Genomic DNA, 15,883 nt, shown 5'->3' on the forward strand with positions numbered 1-15,883 from the left:
CCACCCCCCCCCCCCCCCCCCCGGCCCCCGTCCCCGCCCCGTGACACGAGGTACGCGTGGTTCCCGTCACCCACGCCAGGTGATAGACACAGCGGGGTCACAGTTCCTGTCCGCCAGCAGGAAGGTTTCCCCCACCCATGTCCGAAACCGGCTCCCCCGCCTCGCGCCGTCAGCTCCTCGCCCGCACCGGCGCCGCAGGCATCGGCATCGCCTTCACCGGCGCACTCTCCGAACTCTTCACCGGCAGCGCGGCCGCCCAGAACCTCGGACACCGCGACTACGGCCCCCTCGTCCCCGACCCCGACGGGCTGCTCGACCTGCCGAAGGGCTTCCGCTACACGGTCCTCTCCCGCGAGGGCGACCCGCTCCGCTCCGGCGAGGGCCCGGTCCCCTCCAACCACGACGGCATGGCGGCGCTCGCCGGCCGCCGCGGCCGTGTCCACCTGGTCCGCAACCACGAGAACCGCGTCACCGCCAGGATCCCCGTCCCGGTGATCGACGGTCTGACCTACGACCCGGAGGCCAAGGGCGGTTGTACGGCGCTGACCCTGGACCAGCGCGGCCGGGTGCTCTCGGAGCGGGTCGCGATCGCCGGTACGGCCGTCAACTGCGCGGGCGGTCCGACCCCGTGGAACACCTGGCTGACCTGCGAGGAGACCGAGGACAGGGCCGGTACCAACGGCTACGCCAAGGACCACGGCTACATCTTCGAGGTCGACGGCGCCGATCCGCGCCGCACGGGTGCCGTACCGCTGACCGCGATGGGCCGCTTCCAGCACGAGGCGGTCGCCGTGGACCCGAGGCGGGGCGTGGTCTACGAGACGGAGGACGCCTTCGACCGGCCCTTCGGTCTCTTCTACCGTTTCCTGCCCCAGAAGCCGCTCGGCGGCACCGGTTCGCTGCACGCGGGGGGCCGGCTCCAGGCGATGCGGGTGCCGGACGTGCCCGACCTGTCCTCGATCCGGGAGACGGGTGCCCACTTCGACCGGGTCGAGTGGGTCGACGTACCGGACCCGCTGGCCACCGGGACGGCCATCCGCTTCCAGGACTTCGGCCCCGCGGGGATCACCCACGCGCAGAAGCTGGAAGGCTGCTACTGGGGCGGCCGCTCGGTCTACTTCGTCTCGTCCTTCGCCCGCAGCTCCGACGGTTCGGCCGGTGACCACTACGGCCAGATCTGGCGCTACGACCCGGACCGGTGCCGGCTCACCCTGGTGATCGTCTTCGGCCCGGACACCGACATCCAGCTGCCCGGTGAGTCGCCGGACAACATCTGCCTCGCGCCCAGCGGCGGCCTGATGGTCTGCGAGGACGGTGGCGGCGCCCAGCACGTCTACGGCGTCACCCGGCGCGGCGAGGTCTACGAGATGGCCCGCAACCGCCAGAACCGGGGGACCGACGAGGACCCGGACTGGGGCGAGTTCGCCGGGGTCGCCTTCTCCCCCGACGCACGGACCATGTACGTCAACGTCTACGACCCCGGCACGACGTTCGCGGTGACGGGTCCCTGGCGCGGGTAGCCGGTAGCAGCCGGTAGCCGGAGTCGCACGGGACGGCGGGCGGAAGGCGGCGTGCCGCCTTCCGCCCGCCGTCCCGGCCGTCTCAGCCCGCCGGCGGCTCGTCCATCTGGCCGACGGCCGCCACACCCGCTCCACCGGGGCGGTGAAGCCGGCGACGAGCGTCGGGGCCAGGGTCAGGGTCCGGTGGTCGACGTCCTCGTCCACGCCGGTGACGGTCATGCGTCCGTTCCCTGCGTGGTGTTCCCGTCACGGTCCGGGGTCGCGGGACCGGCGGCGCCCCGTGCCGTCCGCCGCGCAAGGGAAGACCCCGGTCACTGAACGGGAGACAGCGGGGTACTCGGCCCGGCATGACGGAGAAGCAGCAGGTGGGCGACTCGTACTGGCTCGAGACCGCACCGGGCGGGGCGTATCCGGCGCTGGCCGGCGATCTCGAGGTCGACGTCGCGGTGATCGGGGCCGGTATCGCCGGACTGTGCACGGCGTGGGAGCTGACCCGGGCCGGGCGGAGCGTCGCGGTGCTGGACGCCGGACGGATCGCCGCCGGAGTCACCGGACACACCACGGCCAAGGTCACCGCCCTGCACACCCTGGTCTACGACACACTGCGCCGCACCCGCGGCGCCGAGGGCGCGCGGCTGTACGCCCGTTCGCAGTCCGAGGCGATCGAGCACACGGCGGACGTCGTGGCGGAGCTGGGCATCGACTGCGAGTGGGAACGCCGGAGCGCCTGCACCTTCGTCCGTGACGCGGGCGGGGTCGCGGAGCTGCGCGCGGAGGCGCGGGCCGCGCGGGAGGCGGGACTGCCGGCCTCGTTCGTGACGGAGACCGGCCTGCCGTTCCCCGTGGCGGGTGCGGTCGAGGTGGCGGACCAGGTCCAGTTCCATCCGCGCAAGTACCTGCTCGCCCTCGCCCGTGACATCGCCGCGCGCGGCGGACACCTCCACGAGGACACGACGGTGCTCGGCCTGGAGGAGGGCACACCGTGCCGGCTGTCCACGTCGACCGGCGCCACCGTGACCGCCCGTGACGTCGTGGTCGCCACCCACTACCCCGTCTTCGACCGTGCGCTGCTGTTCACCCGTCTCTCCCCGCGCCGCGAGCTGGTCGTCGCCGGACCGCTCCCGGCGGGCCAGGACCCGGACGGCATGTACATCACCACCGAGGAGAACACCCGCTCGGTCCGCACCGCCCCCTACGGCGAGGACGGCACCCGGCGCCTGCTCGTGATCACCGGCGAGCACTTCACCCCGGGGACGGGTGACACCCGGGCCCGCTTCGACCTCCTGGCCGCCTGGGCCCGCAAGCACTTCCCCGAGGTGGAGCTCACCCACTTCTGGGCCACCCAGGACAACGACTCCACCGACACCGTGCCGCTGGTCGGCCCGATGCACCCGGGCGCCCGGCACCTCTATGTCGCGACCGGCTTCGGCGGCTGGGGCATGAGCGGGGGCATGATGGCGGGCCTGCTGCTCACCGCGCAGATCACCGGCGAGGAGTGCGAGTGGAGCGGTCTGTACGACCCGCGGCGCCTGGCCTCCGCCGTGCGCGAGGCGCCGTCGTTCCTCAAGCACCAGGCGCAGGTCGCGGGGCACTTCGTCGGCGACCGGCTGCGTCCGTCGCCTCCGGTGGAGGCGCTGCCGCCGGGTGAGGGCGCGGTGGTGCGGGCCGGCCGCGGCCGGGCCGCGGTGTACCGCGACGACGACGGCGCCCTGCACGCCGTCTCGGCCCGCTGTACCCACATGGGGTGCCTGGTCGACTTCAACGCCGCGGAACGCGCCTGGGAGTGCCCCTGCCACGGCTCCCGCTTCGACACCGACGGCAAGGTGATCCAGGGCCCGGCGACCCGGCCGCTGGAGCGGCGGGACATCTGAGACGCGGGCGGGCCCGGCCGACCGGGTGACACTCGCCCCCGCCCGCCGACCGGTGACATGGAACCCCATAAATCGCCTCATACCGTCATGCGGTGATCACATATACCCACCGGATGGCCGCCGCCTGCCTGCTGGCCGCCGCGCTCACCGCCTGCGCCCCCTCCCCGCCCTCCCGCGAGGCGCCCCGCTCCGCGCCCTCGGCGTCCCCCGCGGTCCCGTCACCACCGACCCTCGCCCCGGGCCCCGCCGGCCTGACCCCGGTGTTCGACCACGGCCCGCGGACCGGCGGCAGGACGGTCGCCCTCACCTTCGACGCCGACATGACCGCCGACCAGGGCCCGAGGGCCGCGGCCGGCGAGCACTTCGACCACCCGCGGCTCATCGCCACCCTGCGCGCGCTGAAGGTGCCCTCCACCGTGTTCATGACCGGCCGCTGGGCCGAGGAGTACCCGGACCAGGCCCGCTCCATCGGCCGGGACCCGCTCTTCGAGGTCGCCAACCACTCCTACAGCCACTACGCCTTCACCGGGGACTGCTACGGTCTGCCGGCCGTCTCCGGGGACCGGATGCGGGCGGACGTGGAACGGGCGTACGCGGCGTTCCGGAAGGTGGGAGTGCGCGACCCCATGCCGTACTTCCGTTTCCCCGGCGGCTGCTACGACCGTCAGGCGCTCAAGGCCCTGGTCCCGGCGGGGGTCACGGCCGTGCAGTGGGACGTGGTCGGCGGCGACGCCTTCGCCACCGACGCGGACGCGGTGGCGCGGCAGGTCCTGGACGGCGTACGGCCGGGCTCGGTGGTCGTCCTGCACTGCACCCGCAGCGCGGCCCCCACCACGGAACGGGCCGTGCGGCGGATCGTCCCGGAGCTGCGCCGCCAGGGCTACCGCTTCGTGAAGGTCTCCGAGCTGATCGCCGCCGGCGGACGGGACTGACCGTCCTACCCTGGACACATGAGCGACACCGATACCGACCACGACTACTGCCTGATCGACGTGTCACGGCCCCCCGGGGCCGACGGCCCTCCGTACGCGGCGTGCGTGCTGTGCCAGGAGCCGACGGAGCACCCGGAGTCGTACAAGGGCATCACCCTCTGCCCGGTCTGCGAATGGCGGGAGGCCGAACGGACCTCCTGCTCGGGCTGACGCGGGAGCCGCACGGCTTGGCACACTGGTCCCCGTGAGCACTGAGCCGACTTCTGCCGCCGCCAGCCCCTTCCGCCTCGCCCCGGCCACCCGCGACCACGCACCCCAGTTCGTACTGCCCCTGGTGGTCCGCCTCGAACGGGCGGCACCCCCGGCCCGTACGGACGCCCTGGAGACGGCGGCCCGCGCCGTGCTGACGATGCTGACCGACGAGCGGTCGGTGGGTGAGGGCGAGTGGGCGCAGGCGCTGCGCGACTGGCAGGACGGCCGTATCCGCAAGGTGGTGCGCCGCGCCCGCGGCGCGGAGTGGCGCCGCGCGGAAGCGCTCCCCGGCATCACCGTCACCGGCAGGTCCGCCGAGGTCCGGGTCTTCCCGCCGGTCCCCCTGGACGACTGGCCCAAGGACCTGGCCCGCCTCCAGGTCTCCGGCACCGACCTCGACGACCCCGGCCCGGTCCCCCCTGCGGACCCCGGCGTACCCGCCCTCTGGCTCAACCCCGATCTCGCCATGTCGGCCGGCAAGGCGATGGCCCAGGCGGGCCACGGCGCCCAGCTGGCCTGGCTGGCACTCTCCCCCGAGGCCCGCGAAGCCTGGCACGCCACGGGTTTCCCCCTCGCCGTCCGCCCCGCCGCCCCGTCCCGCTGGCCCACCCTGACCGCCGGCGCCCTCCCCGCGGTCCGCGACGCGGGCTTCACCGAGATCGCCCCGGGCTCGTGCACGGTGGTGGCGGACCATCCGGCGCTGCGGTCGTGACGCCGGTGCACGGGCACGGTTCCCTGCCGCACCGAGCCCGAAGCCGGGTCGGTCCGCGGCGGCGTCCGCGGTCCGCGCGAGCAGGACGGCGACGGTGACGGTCACCGGTCCGACGCCGCCGGGCGCAAACCCACCGCCCCGGCGCAGGCGGCCCAGCGCCCCGGTGATGACGACGAGCTGCACTACTTCGGGATCTCCTACGGCACCGAACTCGGCGGCGTCTACGCCCACCTGTTCCCCCGGCACGTCGGCCGTGCCGTCCTGGACGGGGTCGTGGACCCCGCGCGCAACCAGATGGAGGAGGCGCTGGCCCAGACGGCGGGGTTCCAGCTCGCCTTCGACCACTTCGCCGAGTGGTGTGTCGACAACGGCTGTTCGCTGGGTGAGAGCGCCGAGGAGGTGCGGGAGGTCGTCATGGAGCTGGAGGCGGCGCTGGACGACGAACCGCTGGCCCTCGACGGGGACAGGGTGCTCACCGGCTCCCTCCTCCTCGACGCCGTCATTCGGGCCCTCTACCTGGAGACGGCCTGGCCCGCTCTGGAGGTGGGCCTGGAACTGCTCGCCGGGGACGAGGGCCGGACCATGCTGAACCTCGCCGACGCCCTGGGCGACCGCCACGCCGCGGTCCACAGCGACCAGCAGGACGCCCGGACCGCCATCACCTGCGCCGACCGCGCCGACCGCTACACCGTGGACGACGTCCCGGAGATGGCACCCGCGTTCGAGGAGGCCTCACCGCTCTTCGGCGACACCATGGTGTGGGGGACGCCGATGTGCACCGACTGGCCGGTGGCCGGCAAGGCCGAGCACCCCGACGTCCGGGCCCCCGGCGCGCCGCCCGTCCTGCTGGTCGGCAACACCGGTGACCCCGCCACGCCGTACGAGGGTGCCGCGCGGATGGCCGAGCGGCTCGGCAAGGGCGTCGGCGTCGAACTCACCTGCCGGGGCGAGGGCCACGGCGCGTACGACTCCGGCAACCGCCGCGTCCGGGAGACGGTCGACGCCTATCTCCTCGCGGGCAGGGTTCCGGCTGCCGGGAGCGTGTGCGAGCACGAGCCGCTGGAGGGGAAGGGGTGACACCGCCTCGGCGGTGGTCAGCCGGACCGGGCGTCCGGGCCCGGCCGCGCGGTGAGCGCCGCGAGGGCACTGGCCTGGGTGCGCCAGTCCGTCTGGTTGGGGCCGGTGCCGGCCCAGCGCTGGCCGAGCCGGTTGAGAGGATCGCGGTCGGTGGTCCAGACGGATTCGGCCTGCCGGGTGAGGTAGGCGCGGTAGGCGGCCGACCCGGTGGCGTCGGCGAGGTCGGCGAAGTGGCGTATGAAGATGCCCTTGAACTGCTTCTGGTTGTCGTCGCAGGAGGCCGTACCGGTGTCGCAGGACTCGGTCAGGATGCCGTCCCGGGTGAGCCGCGGTGAGGACATCGCCGCGTCGGCCAGCCGTCTCGCGGTGTCCAGGTAGCGGGTCCCACCGGTGGAGCGCCACAGCTGGGTGAAGGCGCCGATGGCCAGCCCCTGGTTGTAACTCCACACGGTCTGGCCGTTGTTGGCGCAGCCCCGGGTGAGTCCGTCGTTGACCAGACCGGACGCGTTGATCAGTCCGCTGCCCAGGTACCAGTCCGCCGCCGTGGCCGCGCGTTCGCCCCACACCGTGTCACCGGCCAGGCGCTGGTGCAGCGCGGTCGCCAGCCACAGGTACTGGCCGCTGGTGACGGCGTTCTTGTAGGTGTGCTCCCGGTCCCACCACATGCCCCCGCCGCAGGTGCCCGGATCCCAGTGCCGCTGCAGGTAGTTCGCGATGACGACCGCCTCGTCCAGGTAGCGCCGCAGGCCGGTCCGGTCGTAGGCGGTCACCCAGGCCATGGCCCACCATCCCGCGTCGTCGACGGCCCGGCTGATGAAGTGGCCCTCGACCGGGTCCGAACTGCGCACGCCCGCGGGGAAGACGCCCCGGTTCTGCTCGAAGGTGCGGGAGACGGCCCAGTCGTAGTCGTGCCGGCCGGTGCGCTCGGCGAAGTCCATGACGGCGGTGATCGCGACGGCGGAGTTCCACCAACTGCTGCGCCACCAGCCCTCGTGGGTGTGGTACGACGCCATGAGGGCGTCGGCGGCGGCACGCGCCGGGGACGGCACCGGCCGGGCCCACGCCGTACAGCTGCCCTCCCGGTGGGCGGCCGCACGGCCACAGGCGCGGACCGCGCCGCCGTGGAGGAGGCCCCGCGGGTCCCGGGTGGCGTACATCTCGGTGCGGGTGGCGGCGGCGCCGGAGGGGATGCTCGTGCGGCCGAGGGAGGAGCCCTCGGGCCAGGTCGTCCCGCCGTCCCAGGAGCGGTCGATCCAGATCTCGTCGCCCGCGCCGCCGTTCTCGATGACGCCCCAGGCCATGCCGCCGGCGTGGTCCATGTGCAGGCTGATGGCCCGCCCGTGCAGGGCCGTCGCCGGCACCGGGCGGTCGTCGCCGGCCGCGGTGGCGGGGTCGGCGCCGTCGCAGGACGTACCGTCGCAGACCGCCGGGTGGACCCAGCCGGTGCAGGCGACTCCGGCCGCGTCGCCGCAGGCGCGGATCCAGCCGCGCCGGTGCGCCGCCGGGTCGGTGATGTTGTACATCAGCGTCCGCGTGCCGGTCCAGGTGCCGGGGATCGACGCCTTGCCCAGCAGGGGTTCCCAGGTGGCGCCCCGGTCCCAGGAGCGGTCGAGCCAGACGGAGTCCCCGCGCACGCCCTCGTCGATGGAGGCCCAGGCCATGCTGTCGGGCTCGGAGACGTGCAGGCGCAGGATCCGCCCGTTGATGTTCCGGTCGGGCACGGGGAAGGTGTCCCGCGCCGCTCTCGAGGGGTCGAGGGTGTCGCAGGCCAGCGCGCACACCGGCGCCGCCGCGCGGGCCGGGTCCGCCGCCGTGCCGCCCGCGGCGGACGCGCTCCCCGGCAGCAGCGCGGCGCACAGCGCGAGGACGAAGGTGAGGCTGAGGGTGAGTGGGGCGGCAGGCCGGAGCCGGCTGGATCTCCGTGCGGGGTTCATCGGCAGCCTGCTCCCTGCGTGGGGGGTGAGAGCGCTCTCCGGCAACGTAATACCGGGGACAGGGAGCGTCAACGAGCGCGCCGATGCGCCAAGTTGATGCCGTGAGCAGCCGGGTGTCCAGGTGCCGCTCCGGGTGCCGCTCCGGTTGTCGTGCACACCTCTTGCCGGGCCCCCGGCGGCCGGTGTACCAATAGGGAAACGGAAGTTGAATCTTGTTCAGGTTCCGTGCCGCCCGGGGGGCCGATCGAGCCGGAGGAGCTGCGGATGTCCGCGGAACGTCGTCCCATGAGCAGCAGCCGTCGCACCGTCCTGCGGGCGGGAGCCCTCACCGGCCTGGGGCTGGCGGGTGCGCAGATGGCGGCCCCCTCACCCGCCGCCGCGGCTTCCGCCCCCGCCGCCCGCGATGCCGGATTCCTCGTCGGCCGGGGAATCGCCGACGCCACCGGTGAGGTCGCCGAGGTCGGGATGATGGGTTACGGACGGTTCGACCAGCAGGCGGCCGGGCTGCACACCCGGTTGCGGGCGCGGGCGTTCGTCGTGGCGGACGGGTCGAGCAGGCGGCGGGTCATGCTGATCGTCGCCGACTCACCGATGATCTTCGGCAGTGTGCACCAGGCGGTGCTGCGCCGGCTCGCCGGGGCGTACGGCGGTCTCTACACCGAGCAGAACGTGCTCATCACGGCCACCCACACCCATGCCGGCCCCGGCGGCTACTCGCACCATCTGCTGTACAACACGACCACGTTCGGGTTCCACCGCAAGACCTTCGAGGCGGTGGCGGACGGCCTGTTCGAGGCGGCCCGCAACGCCCACGACGACCTCGCGCCGTCCGACCTCGTGCTCAGCCACGGCACGCTGACCGGGGCCAGCGTCAACCGGTCCCGGTCGGCCTTCGACCGCAACCCGAAGGCCGACCGGGACCACTTCCCGGACGCCGTCGACACGCACACCACCCTGCTCCGGGTGGAACGGGCCGGCCGGGCGGTCGGGGCCGTCAACTGGTTCCCCGTGCACAGCACCGGCATGTCCGGGGACAACCGGCTCATCAGCGCGGACAACAAGGGCTACGCCGCGCACCACTGGGAGCGCGAGGTCAGCGGCGTCGACTACCTCGCCGACGGCACCCCCGCCTTCGTCTCCGCGTTCGCCCAGACCAACAGCGGCGACATGTCGCCGAACCTGGACCTCCAGCCGCCCACGACACCGGAGGACTTCGCGCACACCCGCGCCAGCGGGCTCCGCCAGTACGAGGCCGCCGCCTCCCAGTTGGGAGAGCCGGGCGTGCGGCTGTCCGGTCCGGTCGACTCCCGGCTGGTGTACGTCGACCTCTCCGATGTCACCGTCGGCCCCGAGTTCACCGGCGACGGACGGACCCACCGCACGTCCACCCCGTGCGTCGGCGCCTCCATGGCGGCGGGCAGCATGGAGGACGGCCCGGCCTTCCCCGGCTTCGAGGAAGGGGAGAACCCCTTCTGGGACGCGATCTCCGACTCCGTGATCTACACGGTCTCACCGGAGCTGAGGCAGGCCCAGGCGCCCAAGGACGTCTTCGTGCCCATCGGGGAGATGAACCGCGTCTACCCCTGGGTGCAGGAGCGGGTGCCGGTGATGCTGGTCCGCATCGGCGGCCTCTATCTGATCGGCATCCCGGGCGAGGTCACCGTCTGCGCGGGTCTGCGGCTGCGGCGCACCGTCGCCGGGATCGTGGGCGCGGACGTCGACGACGTACTCGTCGCCGGATACGCGAACGCGTACTTCCACTATCTGACCACCCCCGAGGAGTACGACGCGCAGCAGTACGAGGGCGGCAGCACCCTCTTCGGCCGCTGGCAGCTTCCGGCGCTCCAGCAGACCGCGGCCGCGCTGGCCGCCTCACTGCGCGACGGAACGGAGCTCCCGCCCGGCCCGAAGCCGCCGGACCTGTCCGGGAAGGCGCTCTCGCTGCAGCCGGGGGTGGTGCTCGACGCGCCGCAGCTGTTCCGGAGGTTCGGCGACGTACTGGTGCCGCCGCGGGAGAACTACCGGGCCGGGGAGCGGGTCGAGACCGTCTTCGCGGGCGCCCACCCGGGCAACGACCTGCACCGCGGGCAGACCTACCTGGAGATCCAGCGCCAGGAAGCCGGCGGCACGTGGCGCACCGTCGCCGACGACGGCGACTGGCCGACCCGCTTCCACTGGATACGCGACGGAATCGCCGCCTCCAAAGTCACCATAACCTGGGACGTCCCCCAGGGCACGGCCCCCGGCCCCTACCGCGTCGTCTACCACGGCGACGCGCGCAGCCTCACCGGCACCATCACCCCGTTCACGGGAACGTCCCCCGCGTTCACGGTGCGCTGATCCGGGCGGGGAGGCGCCGCGACTCCGCGTGCCCGGCGCCACGGAATCAGCCCTGCGGCTCCTGCGGCTTGACGTCCATCTCACCCGCGGGTCGGGCTCCGGCAGGACGACTTCCGTGTCCTCGGCGACTTCCTCCGGTCCGTGCGTCCCTAACCTCAAATGTTGCTCTGAAGGCGCCCGGTGAGTGGTTCGGGGGCGGGCGGCGGGGTCATATCCCTGGCACGTCCCGAGGGGGCGTTCGGGGGGCCGGGCGGGAGTGCCGGGTGACGGAGGGGGCGGGGATGAGTGTGAGGCTGGGGAACGGGATCGGGTGGCGGCCGGAGATCGCGGACGCGGTGGAGGGCATGCCGGGGATCGACTGGGTGGAGGTCGTCGCCGAGAACGTCTGTCCGGGGCACCTGCCCGATTCGCTGCTGCGGTTGCGGGAGCGCGGGGTGACCGTCGTGCCGCACGGGGTCTCGCTCGGGCTGGGCGGGGCCGAGCCGCCCGACGAGGGGAGGCTGACCGCGCTCGCCGAGCGGGTCACCGCGCTGGGGTCGCCCCTGGTCACCGAGCACATCGCGTTCGTGCGGGCCGGCGGGGCGCTGACCGCCTCCCCCCGGATCGAAGCCGGGCACCTGCTGCCCGTGCCGCGTACTCGCGACGCCCTGGACGTGCTCTGCGAGAACGTCCGGATCGCCCAGGACGCGCTGCCCGTGCCGCTCGCCGTCGAGAACATCGCCGCGCTGATCTCCTGGCCGGGCGAGGAGATGACCGAGGGGCAGTTCCTGTACGAGCTGGCCGACCGCACCGGCGTACGGCTCCTCATCGACGTCGCCAATCTGCACACCAACCACGTCAACCGGGGCGAGGACCCGGCCAAGGCGCTCGCCGGACTGCCGCTGGAGGCCATCGCGTACGTCCATGTCGCGGGCGGGTTCGAGCGGGACGGTGTGTGGCACGACAGTCACGCCCATCCCGTTCCGGAGCCCGTGCTGGACGTCCTCACCGATCTCGCGTCCCGGGTGGCCCCGCCCGGTGTACTGCTGGAGCGGGACGAGAACTTCCCGGAAGCGGAGGAGATGCGGCGGGAGTTGGCCGCGATCCGGGGTGCGGTCGAGAAGGGGGCGGAGCGGCGGGGGACGAGCCCGGCGGCCGCGGTGACGGGGGCCGGGCCCTCGTCACGGCCGGGCTTCGCTGCCGCTGCCGCTGCCACTGCCACTGCCGCTGCCGCTGCCGCTGCCGCTGCCACACGACAGCGGCTCGCGCTCGCGCAGACCGCCGTGCTGTCCGCGCTGGTCGCCGGGACCCCCGTGCCGGAAGGGTTCGACCGGGTGCGGATGGGTGTGCAGGCGCGGGCGCTCGCCGCCAAGCGCGCCGATGTGGTCGCGAAGGTCGCCCCGGAGTTGCCGGTGATCCTCGGGGAGGGCTACCGGCCCGCCTTCCTCGCGTACGCGCAGACGCAGCCGATGAGCGACGGCTACCGGCAGGACGCGTTGGAGTTCGTCGAGGAACTGCTGATCGCCCGGCGGCCGGAGGACACGCGGGTACACCGCGAGCTGCGGCAGTGGTGGCTGGAGCGGTCGGGGCCGCGTCCCCGGTCGGGCAGGACGGCGGTACGGCTGGCGCGGGCCACGCGGCGGGTGCTGCTGCGCCGCTGACCCGCCCCGGCCACGGCGGCCGGACGAACCCCAAGCGGAATGTCACGTACGGACAACAGCACGTCCGGATCGTGAACAGGGCATGGTGTTCCTGTGACCGCGTCGCTTACAAAGGGGCCATGTTCTGGGTCCCTCTCCTGCTCCTGGCCTGGGCCGTCGCCGGCGCGGCGAGTCTGCGGCTGTGCCTGGCCGCCCTACGCGGGGCCGATGCCGCGCCGCCCGGCGGTGAGGCGGGAGCGGGACGCGGTCTGACGCTGTACGAGGCGGCGTTCCTGTCCGGTGGCCCCGGGCGGGTCGCCGACGTCACGCTCGTCGCGATGGCCCGTCAGCGACGGCTGCTGCTGGCGCACACCGGCTGGGCGACGGTGGTCGATCCCGACGGCCGGGACGACATGGAACGGTCGGTCATAGGGGCCATAGGGCCTCAGGGGCAGTCGCCGATCGCGCCGGTGCGGACCGCCGCCGCGGCCGGCGACGCGGTGGGCGGGATCGCGGAGCGGCTGATCCGTGCCGGACTGGCGGTACCGGACGGCGCCGGCCGGAGCGTCGCGGACGCGGTGCGGCAGGTGCGGCTCGCCGCGGTGGCGGTCACCGGGCTGGCGGCGACCGCCCTCCTCATGCCCGCCCCCTCGGACCTGCCGCGGCAGCTGGTCGCCGCGTGGTTCACCCTGCCGTTGTTCTTCACGCTGAGCTGTCTGGCCGTCGCGCGGTTCGAGGTCCATCCCTACTCGCGCTGGGCCTCCCCCGCGGGTCAGCGGCTGCTGGGCGCCCTGCCCCGCGGCGCCGGTGACACCGGGGACGACCGCACGTACCTCACCTCCGTCGCGGTGCTCGGCATCCGCGCGGTGGGCGAACCGGAGCTGCGCGCGGCCCTCGCCCACCGGGATCCGCGTCAGGAGCACTGACGACACACCCCGGCGGAGGGTGCTTGCCTCGCACCACCATCGAACGAAACATCCCTTGAGTCGCGTTTGCGCACCGAAGGGATCGCCGATGAGAACTGCCGCCGTCCATGTGGCCGCCGGGTCCATGCTCCTCACCACCCTGGCCGCCGCCCCGGCCGGCGCCGGAACCCCCGCCGTCCCCGCCTCCGCCGCGGCCTCCTCGTCCGCCTCCGCCGCGGCCGGGCTGCGCGGTACCGCCGTGGCCGCCGCGCGCGCCGCCGACCGGGGTGTCGACTTCGGTCCGTGCCCCACCGGACAGCAGCTCCCGGGCACCGTCCGGTGCGGCACGGTCCGCGTCCCGCTCGACTACACCCGCCCGGACGGTGAGCAGATCGAACTCACCGTCAGCCGCGCCCGCGCCACCGGGAAGGACCCGGCGGGCGGCAAGCGCGAGGTGCCCCGGCAGGGCTCCCTGGTGTACAACCCGGGCGGGCCGGGCGCGAACGGCATGTACTTCCCGATGACGGCCGCGCTTCCCGAGTGGAAGCGCATCGCGGCGGCCTACGACCTGGTCGGCTACGCCCCGCGCGGTGTGGGCCGTTCGGCGCCGCTGTCCTGCACGGACCCGGGGACGTTCCACCGGGCTCCCACGGACGCGCCGGTCCACCCCTCGGCGGCGTACAAGCGGGAGCGCGTCGCGAGGGCCAAGGCGTACGCCCGTGGCTGCGCCGAGCGGGCCGGCGACTCCCTGCGGCACTACAACTCGCTCAACAACGCCCGTGACCTGGACGTCCTGCGGGCCGCGCTCGGCGAGAACCGGCTGACGTTCGTGGGATCGTCGTACGGCACATACCTCGGGGCGCTGTACGCCACGATGTTCCCCTCGCACGTACGGCGGATGGTGTTCGACGCGGCGGTGAACCCGGACCCGGAGCACATCTGGTACCGCAACAACCTCGACCAGTCGGCGGCGTTCGAGGACCGCTGGGCGGACTTCCGTGCCTGGGTCGCCCGGCACGACGCCGTGTACGGACTGGGTGACACCGCGCGGAAGGTGCAGGCGGCCTACGAGAAGGCGAGGACGCGGCTGGCGAAGGACCCGGCGGGCGGGAAGGCCGGGCCGGAACAACTGCAGGCGGCACTGTTGCAGGCCGGGTACTACGACGACCTCTGGCCGCATCGCGCTCGGGCGCTGTCGGCGTATCTGAAGGGCGACCCCGAGCCGCTGGTGGAGCTGGCCCAGGCCTATCCGGAGGCGGCGGCGGAGGCCGAGAACGCACGGGCGGTGTATCTCGCCGTGGAGTGCAACGACGCGTCCTGGCCGGAGGACTGGGCGGTGTGGGACCGGGACAACACCCGGCTGGCGCGCAGGGCACCCTTCGAGACCTGGGCCAATGTGTGGACGAACCTGCCCTGTGCCTACTGGAAGGCACCCCGGCAGCGGCCGCTGGATGTGCGTGCCGGACGGGGCGAGCTGCCGCCGACGCTGATCCTGGCGGCCGAGCGGGACGCGGCCGCCCCGTACGACGGGGCTCTGGAGATGCACCGGCGGCTGGCGGGTTCGACGCTGGTGACCGAGCGGGACGCCGGCAGCCACGGCATCGCGGGCGGGCCCAACGCCTGTGTGAACGGGCATCTGGAGGCGTATCTGCTGGAGGGCCACGTCCCGGGCCGGCGCGCTTCCTGCGCACCCCACCCGGAGCCGAGGCCCACACCGCGGACCCGGCCGGTGGAGCGACCCGCCGGGTGATCACCCGGCGGGTCACGACCGGTGCCGCCCGCAGCGGCGGCCGGAGGCGTCCCGCACCCGGGGTCCACGTCCGGCGCCGGGTCCACCGACCCGCCCGCCGGCATGCGACGCCCCACCCGTCCGACTCCGCGCCGGACGCCCGGGGCCACCCCGCCCTCCTGCCCGGCCGGTCCCGCGCCGGGCGGCCGGCCGGGCGGGGGGTTGGGCGGGGGGTTGGAGGTCCGCCGGCGGGACCGGGGTCAGGCCAGGCCCGCGACCAGGTCCGCGATGTCCTTGCGGCGGCCCGTGTAGAACGGGACCTCCTCACGGACGTGCATCCGGGCCTCCGAGCCGCGCAGGTGGCGCATGAGGTCGACGATGCGGTCCAGCTCGTCGGCCTCGAAGGCGAGCATCCACTCGTAGTCGCCGAGCGAGAAGGAGGCGACCGTGTTGGCGCGCACGTCCGGGTAGCCGCGGGCCATCTTGCCGTGGTCGGCGAGCATCCGGCGGCGGTCCTCGTCGGGCAGCAGGTACCAGTCGTAGGAGCGCACGAAGGGATAGACGCTCACGTAGTTGCGGGGCGTCTCGTCGGCGAGGAACGCCGGGATGTGCGAGCGGTTGAACTCGGCGGGCCGGTGCAGCGCCATGTTCGACCAGACCGGCTCCAGCGCACGGCCGAGCCGGGTGCGGCGGAAGAGGTTGTACGCCTCCTGGAGCTGGTCGGCGGTCTCGGCGTGCCACCAGATCATGAGGTCGGCGTCCGCGCGCAGGCCCGACACGTCGTAGGTGCCGCGGATCGTGACGTCCTTGGCCTCCAGCTGGTCGAACAGCTCCTGGACCTCCTCGGCGTACCCGGCGCGGTCCTCGGGCAGCAGGTCCTTCAGCTTGAAGACCGACCAGAGGGTGTAGCGGACGACCTCGTTGAGGTCCTTGGCCAGCTTGCCCTTGTTGGGGATCCGGCCGGGGGCGGGGGTGGTGGCGTCGTCACTCAT

General features: G+C 73.8%; 12 protein-coding genes. 10 read left to right on the plus strand and 2 right to left on the minus strand.

The annotated features are described in order from the left end of the window. The first annotated feature begins 137 nt into the window (after positions 1-137). From HTV45_RS22925 to HTV45_RS22950, 6 genes are all read left to right on the plus strand, one after another. The gene (locus HTV45_RS22925; protein WP_215207737.1) at positions 138-1,520 is read left to right on the plus strand and encodes an alkaline phosphatase PhoX; all 1,383 of its coding nucleotides are present in this window, start codon (positions 138-140) and stop codon (positions 1,518-1,520) included. 347 nt (positions 1,521-1,867) lie between these two features. Next, positions 1,868-3,391, plus strand: coding sequence for an FAD-dependent oxidoreductase (locus HTV45_RS22930; RefSeq protein ID WP_215207738.1), 1,524 nt, complete (start codon positions 1,868-1,870; stop codon positions 3,389-3,391). 113 nt (positions 3,392-3,504) lie between these two features. Further along, the gene (locus HTV45_RS22935) at positions 3,505-4,323 is read left to right on the plus strand and encodes a polysaccharide deacetylase family protein (protein WP_215207918.1); all 819 of its coding nucleotides are present in this window, start codon (positions 3,505-3,507) and stop codon (positions 4,321-4,323) included. 18 nt (positions 4,324-4,341) lie between these two features. Further along, the gene (locus HTV45_RS22940; protein ID WP_215207739.1) at positions 4,342-4,533 is read left to right on the plus strand and encodes a hypothetical protein; all 192 of its coding nucleotides are present in this window, start codon (positions 4,342-4,344) and stop codon (positions 4,531-4,533) included. A gap of 34 nt (positions 4,534-4,567) precedes the next feature. Beyond that, positions 4,568-5,287 carry a peptidyl-tRNA hydrolase gene (locus HTV45_RS22945; RefSeq protein ID WP_215207740.1) on the plus strand — a complete coding sequence of 240 codons (720 nt, stop codon included), beginning with the start codon at positions 4,568-4,570 and terminating at the stop codon, positions 5,285-5,287. Between the two features lie 273 nt (positions 5,288-5,560). Then, entirely contained in the window at positions 5,561-6,364 is an 804-nt protein-coding gene (locus HTV45_RS22950; protein WP_368860897.1) for an alpha/beta hydrolase, read from the plus strand. A gap of 17 nt (positions 6,365-6,381) precedes the next feature. On the opposite strand, the gene HTV45_RS22955 is transcribed toward HTV45_RS22950, so the two are convergent. Next, on the minus strand, positions 6,382-8,298 hold the full coding sequence (locus HTV45_RS22955) for a glycoside hydrolase family 76 protein (protein WP_215207741.1): 1,917 nt from the start codon (positions 8,296-8,298) through the stop codon (positions 6,382-6,384). A gap of 264 nt (positions 8,299-8,562) precedes the next feature. Here HTV45_RS22955 and HTV45_RS22960 point away from each other — a divergent pair, with 264 nt between their 5' ends. From HTV45_RS22960 to HTV45_RS22975, 4 genes are all read left to right on the plus strand, one after another. Further along, entirely contained in the window at positions 8,563-10,638 is a 2,076-nt protein-coding gene (locus HTV45_RS22960) for a neutral/alkaline ceramidase (protein ID WP_215207742.1), read from the plus strand. A gap of 281 nt (positions 10,639-10,919) precedes the next feature. Beyond that, entirely contained in the window at positions 10,920-12,278 is a 1,359-nt protein-coding gene (locus HTV45_RS22965) for a DUF692 domain-containing protein (protein ID WP_215207743.1), read from the plus strand. A 119-nt stretch (positions 12,279-12,397) separates the two neighbouring features. After that, positions 12,398-13,183, plus strand: coding sequence for a TIGR04222 domain-containing membrane protein (locus HTV45_RS22970; RefSeq protein ID WP_215207744.1), 786 nt, complete (start codon positions 12,398-12,400; stop codon positions 13,181-13,183). Between the two features lie 88 nt (positions 13,184-13,271). Further along, entirely contained in the window at positions 13,272-14,912 is a 1,641-nt protein-coding gene (locus HTV45_RS22975) for an alpha/beta hydrolase (RefSeq protein ID WP_215207745.1), read from the plus strand. 239 nt (positions 14,913-15,151) lie between these two features. Here HTV45_RS22975 and hemQ read toward each other — a convergent pair whose 3' ends face one another. Next, positions 15,152-15,883 carry a hydrogen peroxide-dependent heme synthase gene (hemQ, locus tag HTV45_RS22980; protein WP_215207746.1) on the minus strand — a complete coding sequence of 244 codons (732 nt, stop codon included), beginning with the start codon at positions 15,881-15,883 and terminating at the stop codon, positions 15,152-15,154.

Origin of the sequence: Streptomyces sp. CHD11, assembly GCF_018638295.1 — a bacterium.
In the GTDB taxonomy this organism is placed as follows: domain Bacteria; phylum Actinomycetota; class Actinomycetes; order Streptomycetales; family Streptomycetaceae; genus Streptomyces.